This is a genomic window from Microbispora rosea, from assembly GCF_900156315.1.
GTDB lineage: Bacteria > Actinomycetota > Actinomycetes > Streptosporangiales > Streptosporangiaceae > Microbispora > Microbispora rosea.
The window spans coordinates 1-14503 of record NZ_FTNI01000043.1 but is presented as its reverse complement, the minus strand read 5'-3'; the positions used below and the strand labels follow the sequence as shown (position 1 = coordinate 14503).

At 69.0% G+C, this 14503-nt stretch carries 8 protein-coding genes; 4 read left to right on the top strand and 4 right to left on the bottom strand.

The annotated features are described in order from the left end of the window. The coding region (locus BXA11_RS38035; RefSeq protein ID WP_083744883.1) for a PQQ-dependent sugar dehydrogenase at positions 1-2588 on the bottom strand (2588 nt) is incomplete at its 3' end. Between the two features lie 169 nt (positions 2589-2757). Then, the gene (locus BXA11_RS45145; protein WP_244303604.1) at positions 2758-5190 is read right to left on the bottom strand and encodes a lectin; all 2433 of its coding nucleotides are present in this window, start codon (positions 5188-5190) and stop codon (positions 2758-2760) included. A 430-nt stretch (positions 5191-5620) separates the two neighbouring features. On the opposite strand from BXA11_RS45145, the gene BXA11_RS38025 reads away from it, so the two are divergent. The 4 genes from BXA11_RS38025 (at position 5621) to BXA11_RS38010 (ending at position 12846) form a co-directional block, all read left to right on the top strand. Next, positions 5621-6361, top strand: coding sequence for a FadR/GntR family transcriptional regulator (locus BXA11_RS38025; protein ID WP_030512563.1), 741 nt, complete (start codon positions 5621-5623; stop codon positions 6359-6361). 836 nt (positions 6362-7197) lie between these two features. Then, positions 7198-8727: an arabinofuranosidase catalytic domain-containing protein gene (locus tag BXA11_RS38020; protein WP_083744875.1), complete on the top strand. Its 1530-nt coding sequence runs from the start codon at positions 7198-7200 to the stop codon at positions 8725-8727. Between the two features lie 32 nt (positions 8728-8759). Then, positions 8760-10160 (top strand): lectin, encoded by a 1401-nt coding sequence (locus BXA11_RS38015; RefSeq protein WP_244303603.1) that lies wholly within the window; start codon positions 8760-8762, stop codon positions 10158-10160. A 304-nt stretch (positions 10161-10464) separates the two neighbouring features. After that, positions 10465-12846 (top strand): ricin-type beta-trefoil lectin domain protein, encoded by a 2382-nt coding sequence (locus BXA11_RS38010; RefSeq protein WP_076442551.1) that lies wholly within the window; start codon positions 10465-10467, stop codon positions 12844-12846. 256 nt (positions 12847-13102) lie between these two features. Here BXA11_RS38010 and BXA11_RS38005 read toward each other — a convergent pair whose 3' ends face one another. Together BXA11_RS38005 and BXA11_RS38000 are read right to left on the bottom strand one after the other, a co-directional pair. After that, positions 13103-13930 (bottom strand): SAM-dependent methyltransferase, encoded by an 828-nt coding sequence (locus BXA11_RS38005; RefSeq protein ID WP_030512566.1) that lies wholly within the window; start codon positions 13928-13930, stop codon positions 13103-13105. Between the two features lie 48 nt (positions 13931-13978). Beyond that, positions 13979-14503: cellulose binding domain-containing protein (locus BXA11_RS38000; RefSeq protein ID WP_208865596.1), on the bottom strand; the 525-nt coding region annotated here is incomplete at its 5' end.

Below are 14503 nucleotides of genomic sequence, written 5' to 3'. Positions count from 1 at the left end.
CCGTTGCAGTCCCAGATCTGCGCCGCGGCGCCGTTGGTCTGGGAGGCGCCGTTGACGTCCAGGCACCGCCCCGACGCCACACCCTTCAACGCGCTCGTGCTCGCTGAGGGGGACGGGGAGGCCGATGGAGAGGGTGAGGGGGAGGGGGACGGGGAAGACGTCGTGCCGGTGCCGAAGGTGAAGGCGTCCAGGTCGAACAGGTAGCCCTGTCCTGTCGCGCCCCGGAAGACGAGGTACAGCGTCGTCGTGCCGGACGGCACGCCGCTGAGGTTCGCCGAGACGTCGGTGAAGGTTTCCCAGCTGCCGGTGCTCGCGACGTTCACCGTGCCCAGCAATGTGCCCGTGGCCGAGCCCGTCCGCACCTCGATCCGGCCGCCCGCGCCGGCCGAGGACACCCGAGCGGTGATCTTCGTCGCGCCGGCCAGGTTGTAGGGCTGGAAGGAGATCCAGTCGCCGTCGTCGGTGAAGCCGACCGTCCTGCCGCCCTCGGCGGTGGTGTGATCGGCCGTCTGGACGCCCTGCTGGGCGCCGAAGTGCTCGGCCTGCCGGTGGCGCGGCTGGAGCGTGCGGACATTGGTGGAGGTCAGGCCGCCCTGGTCGGTGTAGGAGGCCTCGAAAACGCCGAAGATGTTGGCCGCCGAGTCGTGCTCGCCGTCCACCGGCACGTTGATCGAGCCGCTGCAGCCGCTCTTGGAGGTGATCTGGTGCGCGTGGCTGTCGTGGCCGAGGAAGTAGGTGACGGTCACCTTCGAGCAGTCGATCGTGCCGTCCTCCGGGTCGCTGACGGTGACCTGGAAGGGCACGGTGTCTCCGAAGGAGAACAGCTGCCCGTCGGCCGGAGTGGTCAGCGTCACCGTCGGTGCGGTGTTGCCGACGTTCACGATCACGCTCGCGTTTCCGGTCAGCCCCTGCGGGTCGCGGACGGTGAGGGTGGCGGTGTAGGTGCCGTTCGCCGTGTAGGTCTTGCTCGGGTTGGCCGCCGTGGAGGTCGTGCCGTCGCCGAAGTTCCACGAGTACGTCAGCGTGCCGCCCTCGGGGTCGGAGCTTCCCGCGGAGGAGAAGCTCACGGTCAGCGGAGCCGGTCCCGAGGTCTTGTCAGCTGCGGCCTTGGCGATCGGGTTGCGGTTGGCCTTGCCGATGTACTCGACCCGGTACAGCGCCTGGTTGTTGCTTCCGGTGCCGTAGTCGAGCACGTACAGGGCGCCGTCGGGGCCGAACGCCATGTCCATGACCTGGGTGCCGCTCCACGGGAACGCGGAGATCTCCCCGTAGTTCCCGTCGCTCTTGACCTCGATGGCCTTGATCCAGCGGCGGCCGTACTCACCGGCGAAGAAGCGCCCGTCCAGCGCCTGGGGGAACTTGACGGCCGAGTTCAGGTTCGGGTCGTAACGGTAGACGGGGCCGCCCATCGGCGACTCGGACCCCGAGCCGAACTCCGGTGGCGAGCCGGCGTCCCCCGCGTACCTGATCCACGCCGGCTTCGCCGCGGGCAGCGTGGTCAGGCCGGTGTTGCGGAAGGAGTTGTTGGTCGGCCCGCCCGAGCAGTTGTACTTCGGTCCGGTGCTGTTGGAGGCGAAGTCCCACTCGTTGTAGGTCTCGCTGGTGGTGTTCGTGCCGGTGCAGTACGGCCAGCCGTAGTTGCCCGGAGCGGTGATGCGGTTGAACTCCACCTGCCCGCTCGGGCCCCGGCTGCTGTTGCTCACACCCGAGTCGGGACCGTAGTCGCCCAGGTAGACGATGCCGGTCGCCTTGTCCACGCTCATCCGGAACGGGTTGCGCAGGCCCATCGCGTAGATCTCCGGACGGGTCTTCGCCGTCCCCGGCGGGAACAGGTTTCCGCTGGGGATCGTGTAGCTGCCGTCGGGCTGCGGCTTGATCCGCAGGACCTTGCCGCGCAGGTCGTTGGTGTTGGCCGCCGTGCGCTGGACGTCGTACTGCGGGTTGCGGTTGGTCCGCTCGTCGAGCGGGGCGTAGCCGCTCGACTCGAACGGGTTGCTGTCGTCGCCGGTTGTCAGATAGAGGTTGCCGGCCGCGTCGAAGTCGAGGTCGCCGCCCACGTGACAGCACATCCCGCGGTCGTTGGGCACCTCCAGCACGACCTTCTCGCTGCTCATGTCGAGCGTGTCGTCGGACTTCAGGGTGAAGCGGGACAGGTTCAGGTGTCCCTTCCACTGATCGAACTGCGACTGCGTGCCGGTGCTGGGCGCGTCACCGCTCGGCGTGCTCAGCCGCGGCGAGTAGTAGAGCCAGACGTAGCGGTTCGTCGCGAAGTTCGGGTCGACCGCGACACCTTGAAGGCCCTCCTCGTCGTGGGTGTAGACGCTGAGCCTGCCGGCCACCTTGGTGTTGCCGTTGACATCGGTGACGCGCACCGTGCCGTCGCGGGCCGTGTGGAGGACCGAACGGTTGGGCATCACGGCCAGCGACATCGCCTCACCCAGCTCGGAGCCGCCCGAGGCGAGCGACACCTGCTGGTAGTCGGACGCGGGGATGGTCAGAGCGTTCGCCGGGGAGGCCGTGATCGCGAGGGCTCCGGGCGAGATCAGCGCCATCGTGGTCAGCATTGTGAGCCACGGACGTCGGGACATCGGTTTCCTTCCTGGAAGGCCAAGTCGGTCAGGGCAACAGCGCGCGCCGCCGCGCTGTTGCCCGATTTCTGCTCCGCGCCCAGGGGTGCCGCCGGTGGGGCAGGAGCGGCATGTGCGGCCGTCGCCGGGGCGATGGGTCACCCCGGCGACGGCGCGTGCCCGGACGGTGTCAGGCTCGGGTCCATTTCTGGTTGTTCTGGCCGTTGCAGGTCCAGATGATGACCTTGCTGCCGTTGGCGGTGCCGTTGTTGTACACGTCGAGGCACTTGTTCGCGCCGACGGCGGTGATCGAGCCGTCGGAGTTGAGGCGCCACTTCTGGTTGTTCTGGCCGTTGCAGTCCCAGATGATCACGGTGCTGCCGTCGGCCGTGGCGCCACCGTTCACGTCGAGGCACTTGTTGCCGTAGACGCGCAGCTCACCCGCACTGGTGGTGGTCCACTGCTGGTTGGACTGGCCGTTGCAGTCCCAGATCTGCGCCGCGGCGCCGTTGGCCTGCGACACACCGGTGACGTCGAGGCACCGCCCCGACCCCACACCGCGGAGCGCGCTCGTGCTCCCCGACGGCGACGACGGCGAAGGGGAAGGCGTCGACGTGCCGTTGCGGGGCCCGGCGGAGGACATCACGGACTGGGCGCCCGACGGCCACTGCCCGTTGGAGACGGTCACGTTGTTGTTGACGACGTTGCCGCGGTCGCCGTTGGTGATGTTGGTGCTGCCGTTGGTCGACCAGTTGCCGGTGACGGTGAAGTTGCCCATGTTCTCACCGCCCCAGTAGTTGGCGGTGGCCCAGGTGCCGGTGTTCGAGAAGACGTTGTTCCTGACGGTGTAGTACTTGGAGCCCTCGTCGAAGTAGAGCCCGAACCAGCCGTTGGTCCGCAGGCAGTAGTTGTCGCTGATCAGCGCGTTCGGGTTCCACGACAGCGTGTAGATGCATCCGCCGTCGGTCATCTGCTGCATGACGTCGTGGACGTAGTTGCCGACGAGCTTGTTGCCCGAGGCGGTGGTGGCCGTGGTGTATCGCGGCTGGTAGTTGTACAGACCCCGGTTGGCGTACTGGGTGCTGCCGCCGGGCTCGTTGGCGCCCCATCCGTAGCCGATCGACATGCCGGTGTAGGGCATGTTGTAGACCTCGTTGTGGGACACGTCGGTGGTGGCGACGTAGGTGGTCAGGACCGAGACGACGCCGCGGTAGTCCAGCCCCAGGTCGTGGATGCGGTTGTCGGTGATGGTGATGTTGCGGTTGACCATCCGCTGGTCACTGGGGTGGTGGGCGTCGGCGCGCACGCCGCCGACCACGATGCCGCCGGCCGAGTTGCGGGCGATCTCGGAGCGGGTGACCGTGATGTCGCCGGCGCCCAGGCCGACGCCGCTGGCATGCGCGTTGGCGTCGTTGCCGATCCCGATGGCCGTCTGGCCCAGGTTGACGAACTGCGAGTCGGTGAAGGTGATGTGGTCGGCCGCCGAGACCTGCACCGCCGCGGGCATCTGGGCCCAGTTGGGCCGCGTGGACTCGAACTGCTGGCAGCCCTCCTGGCAGGAGCTGGGCAGGTCGCCGGGCCAGTTGGAGTTGCCCGTGATGTAGGAGCCGGTCTGCTGGTCGGCGAAGCCCTGGTTGCTGCTGGGCCCGAGCCAGCTGGTGCCGGTGAAGGTGATGCCGCTGAAGGTGATGTGATGCGCGGGCGCGTCGTAGGTGCCGCCGACGTCCACCAGGGACTGCAGCACCGGCAGCTCCACGCTGGTGCTGCTCATGTTCTGCCCGGAGAGAGGAATGTAGGAGAGCACGCCGGTCGAGGGGTTGATGTACCACTCACCCGGCGAGTCGAGGAACTCGTAGGCGTTCTCGATGTACAACGGCCCGGCCCGGTGCGGAGTGGTGAACGTGTCGTACCCGAAGATGTTGTTGTTCCAACTGGGCTGCTGCATCGTGATGAAGTTGCCGCTGATGCTCTGCACCCGCACATATCGGTCGGTGAACGAACCGACGCTCTCCATTTCCACCCGGTTCTGGCCGGCCAGGTTGTTCAGGTAGCTCAGCGCGCTGTTGCCGAACCTCAGCCCGGAGCCGTTGGCCGTGAAGTCGGACCGGTTCACCTGGGTGCGCGCACGCGTGGCGAGGACGCCGTTGACGTACAGCTGCCGGGTGTCGATCCCGGCGCCGACGTTGGCCTGCCAGATGTTCTTCGCCTGGTTGGCGAGCGTCCAGCCGGTGACCGCCCTGGCGCCGCTGATGACGGGATGGGCCGACGGGGCCGCCTGCCACACGACCCGATATCCGTTGGTGCCCGAGTCGGCGGCGGTCAGCCGTAGCGGCGCGGAGAGCCGGTACACCCCGTCGGCGAGTTGCACGACGATGTCGCCGGACATGGAGCTGTTCTGTGACCGCACCGCGGTCTGCGCGCCCGACAGGGAGCACGGCTGGGCGGACGAACAGGTGCTGCCGGTGCCCGAGGGGGAGACGTAGAGGGTCGTGGTGGCGGCGCGGGCCGCGGTGGCCGACGCGATGATTGTCATCGCCGCTGTCAGCGCCGCGATGACGAGACCAGCCAGAAGCGGTCTCAACACCGCGACCGGTGGTGACGGATGCTCGATCCGATCGGTCACGTGCTTCTCCATGGTGGCGCGGCCTCACGTGGCACCACGAGGGATCGGGGTGAAGTGAGGCAGTGGAAAGCCGACGTGGCCGACCACGGTGCGGAGGCATGCGATGCGCCTCCCCACACCCGCCGTGTGGTCCAGCCGCAGGGCCCGGAGGAAGCGTCCTCCGGGTGCTCAGCTACCAATTACGGTGTCGGTGCCGAGGCCCGTCAAGACCTTAAGCACACTTATTTTCACTGCCGGCATGCGCACGTCATGTCGTCGTAACACCAAGAGCCGTCTGGCCAGCGGAAACGCATATCGGCGTCGCTGCGGGGCTAAACGTTTCAAGTGAACGGCCAGAATGTTTCGTACTCATGGCGTGATGTCCCCGGTGGCCGACGGGTGCCAGGACCCGCAGAGGCATACTTTTACTGAGATCGCGAGAAGGAGCACCGTGACCGACACCCCGCGCGAAGGCGGATATCGACCGGGCTACGAGGTGGCGGCCGAGCAGGTGCTGCAGCTCATCGCCCGGCTGGGTCTGCGTCCGGGCGACCGCATGCCGACCGAGAACGACCTGGCCCGGCAGCTGGGAACCAGCCGCACTGTCGTCCGCGAGGCAGTGAAGATCCTCTCCGCGCTGGGCCGCGTGCGCGCGCAGAAGGGCCGCGGCCTGTACGTGGCCGACGACGAGGGGATGCTCGGCGCCGGGATGCTGGCGTCGTTCTTCCTCCCCACCGACCTGGACCACATCTACATGCTGTTCGAGTTCCGGCGGGCGCAGGAGATGGAGACCAGCCGGCTGGCCGCCCACCGCGCCGCCCCGGCGGAGCTGCGGGCCATCGAGGACGCTGCCGCCCTGTGCCGTCGCGGGTTCGAGAGCGGCCGCGCGGACCTGTTCAACGAGGGCGACGACGCCTTCCACACCGCCGTCGCCACGGCCTCGCACAACATGTTCCTGCAGATCGCGGTCCGGGAAGCCCGCCGGCTGCAGATCCAGTCCGCGATCATCGGGCTGCGCGGTTCCGTGGGAGGGCACGCGGCGAAGGCCGTCGAGGAACACGACGCAATCCACCAGGCCATCCGCGCCGGCGACGCGGAAGCGGCGGCTCACGCCGCCGCCGCGCACCTCGACAACACGCTGGACGACTACCGCAGGGAGATCCAGCAGCGCCTGTTCTCCTCGGCCGGTTGAGACCGTCGCGCCGCCCGCACCGCGGAGCGCCCCGCGGCCACTCATGAGCGCTGAATCGAATCGTTTCGACAGAGCAACCCCGCTCGGGACGCGCACGGGCCGAGGAGAGCGGCCCGCCTGAGGCGGTCTGTGAATCTTTCATCCGCATGCGACCGGCAGGGGATCGCGAGCATCCCCTGCTGAGAGCGCTGGAAGGGGCCGCAGGCGCTTCCCCTGGCCGAAAAGGAGGGAAACGGGGTTCTTGACAGGGCCCGGACGGTCGTATTTGCTTCGCAGCATCCCGCCACCCCCCAATCCGCCGGCAGGAAGGATCAACGCTCTGACCATGTGTTAGCGCTAACAAGGCCCATAGTCCTCATAAGGAGGCAATAGGGGCCGGATTCCGGCACCCCGGTCGAGACGAATCGGTTCGTGGACCTTCCGTGAGGAAGTCCGGAGCGAGACGCTCTCGCCGTTCCGGTGCGACCCGGGCTTCGCTGCGCACGACGGCCGGAGGTGCGCCGCCGGCGTTCCGCGCCGCGGCCGGACTCCTCGCCATCGTCCGCCACCCCTTCCTCCTCCCGCATATGCGCCTTCGCGCGGATCGGGTCCGCGACCCGGACCCGGGAATGTCTCGGTCTCACGCTACGGGCAAGCCGGATCAGCACCGGGCGTAAGGACCGAGGAGCGGTCGGCTCCACGGCACCGCCGTCCACGGCGGGCCATTCCCACGGTGTCCCATTCCCACGGTGACCCATGGCATGGGACACGACCGCCTGTCGAGCGGCTCTGGCGAGGCTGCCCTGATTCAGCACGTGGCCGTCTCCGTCGTGCCTTCCCCCCAAGGAGTGAAAGCAATGGGTTCTTCGTCCGTTGACTCATCGGGCCGTACGGCTCGTGGGCGGCGCTCACCGGCGGCCGTCGCGGCCTGCCTCGTCGCAGCGCTCGCGGCCCTCCTCGCGGCCGCCCTGGCCTGGTCGGCGCCGGCGTCGGCAGCGGTGGCGCCGCTGGTCAGCGCGGCGTCGGGGCGCTGCCTGGACGTGGCGGGCAACACCGACGCGCTCGGCACGAGCCTGCAGATCTGGGACTGCAACGGCCAGGCCAACCAGGCGTTCGAGTTCACCTCGGCGGGTGAGCTGCGGACGTTCAACGGCACGCGCTGCGTGGACGCGTACGGCCAGGGGACGTCGCCGGGTACGAAGGCGGTCATCTGGTCGTGCAACGGTCAGGCGAACCAGAAGTGGCAGCAGAACTCCGACGGGTCGGTCAGCGGGGTGCAGTCGGGGCTGTGCCTCGACGTGGACCACGCCGGCACGGCCAACGGCACCGCCGTCATCCTGTGGACCTGCAACGGACAGGGCAACCAGAAGTGGAGCACCGCCGGAGGCGGAACCACCACCTCACCGAGCCCGCCGCCGCCCGGCTCGCGCCCGTGTGACATCTACGCCTCCGGGGGCACGCCGTGCGTGGCCGCGCACAGCACGACGCGCGCGCTCTTCCGCTCCTACAGCGGCAACCTGTACCAGGTGCGGCGCTCGTCCGACAACGCGACCAGGAACATCGGCGTGCTGGCCACGGGCGGCTCCGCCGACGCCGGGGCCCAGGACTCCTTCTGCGCCGGCACCACCTGCGTCATCACGGTCGTGTACGACCAGTCCGGGCGCGGCAACGACCTGTGGTACCAGGGGTCGAGCGCGGTTCCCGGCTCGACGCAGAGCAAGCCCGCGATCGCGACCACCGAGTCGCTGTCGGTGGGCGGCAACAAGGCCTACTCCCTGTACATCAACCCCGGCAACAGCTACTGGCGGGACGGCCACCTGACCGGCGTGCCGACCGGCACCGCGCCCGAGGGCATGTACATGGTCACCAGCGGCACCCACGTCAACAGCGGCTGCTGCTTCGACTACGGCAACAGCGAGACCACCAGGAAGGCCGACGCCGCCGGCGCGATGGACGCCATCTACTTCGGCACGAGCTGCTGGTTCGGCGGCTGCTCCGGCTCCGGCCCGTGGGTGCAGGCCGACCTCGAATGGGGCCTCTACCCCGGTGGCAGCCAGTCGTGGAACCCCAACCAGAGGGCGTTCACCAGCAAGTTCGTCACCGCGACGCTGAAGAACAACGGCACGTCGCGCTTCGCCATCAAGGGCAGCAACGCGCAGTCCGGCAGCCTCTACACCCTCTACGACGGCGGGCTTCCCTCCGGCTACAGCCCGATGAAGAAGCAGGGCGCGATCGTCCTGGGCAGCGGCGGCGACTGCTGCAAGCCCGGCGGCGGCGCCAACCTCAGCGCCGGGACCTTCTACGAAGGAGCGATGGTCTCCGGCTACCCCTCCGACGCGACCGAGAACGCCGTGCAGGCCGACATCGTCGCCGCCGGCTACCGCTGACCCCCTAACCAGCGCGAATGGAGTTGTGCACGTTGAGCCATAAATCTTTCTTCGCCACCATCGCGGCGGGGGTGCTTCTCGCCCTGGGAACGGCGGGTACGGCGCTCGCCGGAACCACGTCGGCCACGCAGAGCACCGCGGCCACGCAGAGCACCGCGGCCACGCACAGCACCGTGGCCGCCGCGGCCGCCGCGGCGACCGGCGGATGCGGCAAGGCCCCGGCCCTGGCGAGCGGCACGCACTCGATCGCGAGCGGCGGCCAGAATCGCAGCTACATCCTGCGGGTGCCCGCCGGTTACGACAGCAACCACCCCTACCGCCTGGTCTTCGGGTTCCACTGGAACGGCGGCACCGCCAACGACGTCGACTCGGGCGGGACCGACGGGTACAACTGGTCGTACTACGGGCTCAGGCGCCTCGCGGACGCCGAGAACAACAGCACGATCTTCGTCGCGCCGCAGGGCAACAACAACGGCTGGGCCAACCCCAACGGCCAGGACCTGACCTTCGTCGACGACATGCTCAGGCAGATCGAGGCCGGCCTGTGCGTCGACACCGACCAGATCTTCTCCACGGGCTTCAGCTACGGCGGCGGCATGAGCTACGCGCTCGCCTGCGCCCGGGCGACGGTCTTCCGCGCGGTCGTGGTCTACTCCGGCGGGCAGCTCAGTGGGTGCAACGGCGGCACCCAGCCCATCGCGTACATGGGGGTGCACGGCATCGGGGACCCGGTGCTCAACATCTCCCAGGGCCGGGGGCTGCGTGACAGGTTCGTCAGGAACAACGGCTGTACCGCCCAGAACCCGCCCGAGCCGCGGGCGGGCAGCCTGAGCCACATCGTCACCGCCTACTCGGGGTGCCGGTCCGGCTACCCGGTCGTGTGGGCGGCGTTCGACGGGGGCCACACCCCGGGCCCGATCGACGGGTGCAACTGCGACGGCTGGAGGACCTGGACCTCGGCCGAGGCGTGGAAGTTCCTGACGCAGTTCCAGACGACCCCGCCGACGTCGCCCTCTCCGACGCCGTCGCCGTCGTCGCCGTCGGGGAGCACGAGCGCGCTCCGCGGTGTGGGGTCGGGGCGGTGCCTCGACGTCACCGGTGTGTCGCAGGCCAACGGCGCCGCGGCGCAGATCTGGGACTGCAACGGCCAGTCCAACCAGCAGTGGACCTCCACCAGTGCGGGTGAGCTGCGCGTCTACGGCAACAAGTGCCTCGACGTGAACGGTGGCGCCACGGCCGACGGCAGCACCGTGATCATCTGGGACTGCAACGGCCAGAACAACCAGAAGTGGCGCCTCAACTCCGACGGCTCGATCACCGCCGTCGGCGCGAACAAGTGCCTCGACGTGTACGGCAACGGCACCGCCAACGGCAGCAAGGTCATCATCTGGACCTGCAACGGCCAGAACAACCAGAAGTGGACCCGCATCTGAGCGGGAGCGATCAGCGAGGCCGGAGCATCGGGGCCCAGATGATCGTCTGGGCCCGCGACGGCGGAGCCGACCAGCAGTGGAGCAGGCGCAGCTGACCCGTCGATGACGCGACGACGCGCTGCCGCAGGGCTCGGACCCTGCGGCAGCGCGCCCCACTGCGGCAGCACGGCGCGAGCCCGTCGATACCGGAGTCCCCGGCCGTGGGCGTCCCCTGAGGGCGCTCGCTCTCGGCGGGCCTGTCGCCATGTCGATTTCGCCCCTACCCTCCATCGAAAGGATCTTGATGAGTCGGCGAAGAGAAAGCATGGCGCGCGTCGCCATGAGTGTGGTGGTCGCGCTCCTGTCCGTCGCGATGTCCCTGGTGGCCGTGTCGCCGGCGCGCGCGGCGGTGGGAATCACGATCAACGGTGGTTCCGGTGGCCGCACCTTCGACGGCGTCGGCGCGATCAGCGGCGGCGGAGGCAACAGCCGCCTGCTGGTCGACTATCCCGAGCCGCAGCGGTCGCAGATCCTGGACTACCTGTTCAAGCCCGGGTACGGCGCGTCGATGCAGATCCTGAAGGTCGAGATCGGCGGCGACACCAACTCCACCGACGGCGCCGAGCCGAGCCACCGGCACACCTCGGGCGACCTGGACTGCAACCGCGGCTACGAGTGGTGGCTGATGGAGCAGGCCAAGGCCCGCAACCCCAACATCAAGCTGGTGGGTCTCGCCTGGGGCGCCCCGGGCTGGCTCGGCAACGGCAACTTCTGGTCGCAGGACACCATCAACTATCTGGTCGACTGGCTGGGCTGCGCCAAGAACAGCCACGGGCTGACCATCGACTACCTGGGCGGCTGGAACGAGAAGGGCCGCGATCTGAACTGGTACGTCAACCTCAACACCGCCCTGGACTCCCGCGGCTTCGGCAACGTGAAGATCGTCGCCTCCGACGACTGGGGATTCGGCGTCGCCGACGACGCGGCGAACAACGCCGCCTTCCGCAACGCGGTGGACGTGTTCGGGTCGCACTACGTCTGCGGCTACCGCGGACCACAGTCGAGCTGTCCCAGCTCCACCACCGCGATCAACTCCGGCAAGGTGCTGTGGGCCAGTGAGAACGGCTCCGACGACTACAACGACGGGGCCAAGGCGATGGCCCGGGGCATCAACCGGGACTACATCGACGGGAAGATGACCGCCTACATCAACTGGCCGGTCATCGCCGCCATCACTCCGAACCTGCCCTTCGCCACGATGGGCGTGGCGGTGGCGCCGCAGCCGTGGTCCGGTTACTACGCCATCGGCAAGAGCGCGTGGGTGATGGCCCACACCACGCAGTTCACCGCTCCCGGCTGGAAGTACCTGGACTCCTCCAGCGGCTACATCGGCGGCAACCGCAACAACGGCAGCTACGTGTCGCTGAGGTCGCCCAGCGGATCCGACTACAGCACGATCGTCGAGACGATGGACGCCACCAGCGCCCAGACGCTCAACTTCACCGTGACCGGCGGGCTGTCCACCGGACAGGTGCACGTGTGGGCGACCAACCTCAACTCGGGGAACTCCGCCGACTACTTCGTCCACGCCGGCGACGTCAACCCGTCCAACGGCACGTTCTCGCTGACGGCCCAGCCGGGGTACGTGTACTCGATCACCACCACGACGGGTCAGGGCAAGGGCACCGCGACCAGTCCCTCCCGGGGTTCGATGGCTCTGCCGTACTCCGACGACTTCGACTCCTACGCGGTGGGGCGTGAGGCGAAGTACCTGATGGACATGCAGGGCTCGTTCGAGATCGTGGGCTGCGGCGGCGGCCGGTCCGGCCGATGCGTGCGGCAGATGGCCCCGCGCCAGCCGATCCTGTGGACCGGCGGTTCCCACCCGTACGCCCTGCTGGGCGACCTGGGCTGGAGCAACTACACCGTCTCGGCGGACGTGATGCTGGAGCAGAGCGGCTACGCCGAGCTCATCGGCCGGGCGGGCGCCCAGCACTCCTTCGGCCCCGAGGGACTGAACGCCTACTACCTGCGGGTGACCGACGGCGGCGCCTGGCAGATCATCCGCAACAACGTCGACAACGCGATGACGACGATCCGCAGCGGGAGCGTCGCCGGGCTCGGCACCGGCCGCTGGCACACCCTGGCCCTGGGCTTCTCCGGCGGCACCATCACCGCGAGCATCGACGGGACGCAGGTGGCCTCGGTCACCGACGGCACCTGGGGTGCGGGGCAGGTCGGCGTGGGCACCAGCACCACCGAAACCGCCCAGTTCGACAACCTGTCCATCACTCCAGGCCAGGGCGGCGGCACCCCCGGCAACGGCACAGCGTTGCGCGGCCTCGCGAGCGGCCGGTGCGTGGACGTGCCGAACCAGTCGCACACCAACGGCACCCAGGTGGCGCTGTGGGACTGCAACGGCGGGGTGAACCAGCAGTGGACCTACACCTCCGGCAAGCAGCTCCAGGTGTACGGCAACAAGTGCCTGGACGCCTACGGCCAGGGAACGAGCAACGGCACCCAGGTCGTGATCTGGGACTGCGGCGGCGGGGCCAACCAGCAGTGGAACCTCAACGCCGACGGCACCGTCACCGGTGTCCAGTCCGGGCTGTGCCTGGACGCCTACAGCGCCGGAACGGCCAACGGCACGAAGGTCGTCCTGTGGGCCTGCAACGGCGGAAGCAACCAGCAGTGGAGCCGCAACTGACCTGACACGGTCGCCCACGGCGGCGACCTCCGACCTCGTCGGCACGACCTGTCGCCACGCCCGCGGACCACGATGCCGGGTCCGCGGGCCGGGCAACGCGTGCTGCCGATCCACCTGACCGACCGTCGCCCCTTACCGACGGAGAAGACGGAAATGCGCGGCCCGGGATCCGGGCCGCGCATTTCCGTCGAACCTCGTCACCGCGACCGCGCCGCTTCCCGGGTCACTCGTGGAAGGCGCCGCCCCGGTCCTTCGATCAGGGCTTGATGGCGACTCCGCCGTAGGCCCAGGCGTGACCGCCGCCGGGGATGTGCTCCCGGCGCTTCTTGTCGTCCGGCCGCCACTCGACCACCTCGACGACGCCGGGATCCACCACGTGCCAGCCCTCGAAGAACCGCACCACCTCGGCGTGCGTACGGGGGACCATGGGCGCGGTGCTCCTGTCGTAGGGCTTGGTGAAGTCCTCCTCGCGCAGCCGGGGCGCGAAGTCGAGGGTGATGTGCGACAGCAGGAGCCGGCTGCCCGCCGGCACGGCGGCCTTGAGGTGCTCCACCGTGCCGTACGGATCCTCCTCGTCGGTGACGAAGTGCAGGACGCCGGCCAGGATGACGGCCACCGGACGCGTGAAGTCGATCACGGCCCGGACCTCGGGGTGCGAAAGGATCGTCTCCGGCTGCCGCAGATCGGCCTCGATCACCGCGGTCATTCCCGTGCCGGTCAGCAGGGCCCGGCCGTGGACCAGGACGATCGGGTCGTTGTCCACGTAGACCACCCGCGCGCCGGGGTCGATCTCCTGCGCGATCTCGTGGGTGTTGCCCTGGGTGGGGATGCCGGTGCCGATGTCGAGGAACTGTGAGACACCCACATCGGCGAGGTGGCGCACCGCCCTGCGCAGGAAGGCGCGGTGGGCGCGCACGCCCTCACGCGTGCCGGGAGACAGCCTGACCAGTTCCTCGGCCGCCTCGCGGTCCGCCGCGAAGTTGTCCTTGCCGCCCAGCAGATAGTCATACACCCGGGCCGGGTGCGCCACCGCGGTGTTGATCCGCGCGGCGGCCGCGACGCGGGCCTCTGTCAGATCCGGCATCGGTGCTCCTGGTCGTCTCTCGGTCTTTTCACTCCGCGGATGGAGGCGCTAGGCGACATCGCAGGTCACGCCGTTGAGGGTGAACGCGGTGGGCTTGGCGGCGTTGCCGGTGTGGGTGGCCTGGAAGCCGATCTCAGTGGTGGATCCGGGGGCCATCGTGCCGTTGTAGCCGACGTTGGTGGCCGTGACCTGTCCGCTGCTGGGCGAGTAGCCGGCGTTCCATCCGTTGGTGATGGTCTGCCCGCTGGGGAGGGTGAAGGTCAGGGACCAGCCGTTGACGGTGGAGGAGCCGGTGTTGGTGATGGCGATCTGCTCGGTCAGGCCGTTGTTCCACGCGTTGACGGTGGCGCTGACCCGGCAGGGGCCCGAACCTGCGGTGGGCGACGGCGACGGCGTGCTGCTCGGCGACGGGCTGGGCGAGGGCGTGGGCGAGGGGCTCGGCGAGCGGCTGGGTGACGGGCTGGGCGAGGGGGATGGTGTGGTGCCGTCGAGGCCGAGGAAGGAGATGGCGTAGGCGAGCTGGCCGTTCATGGGCAGTTGGTGGCCGACGCCGGAGATGCTGATGCCTTCGAC

What these genes read in the sequence shown, in the direction of transcription:
- BXA11_RS38020 (WP_083744875.1), top strand. Translation starts at nt 7,198, where the DNA reads ATGGGTTCTTCGTCCGTTGACTCATCGGGCCGTACGGCTCGTGGGCGG.
- BXA11_RS38010 (WP_076442551.1), top strand. Translation starts at nt 10,465, where the DNA reads ATGGCGCGCGTCGCCATGAGTGTGGTGGTCGCGCTCCTGTCCGTCGCG.
- BXA11_RS38005 (WP_030512566.1), bottom strand. Translation starts at nt 13,930, where the DNA reads ATGCCGGATCTGACAGAGGCCCGCGTCGCGGCCGCCGCGCGGATCAAC.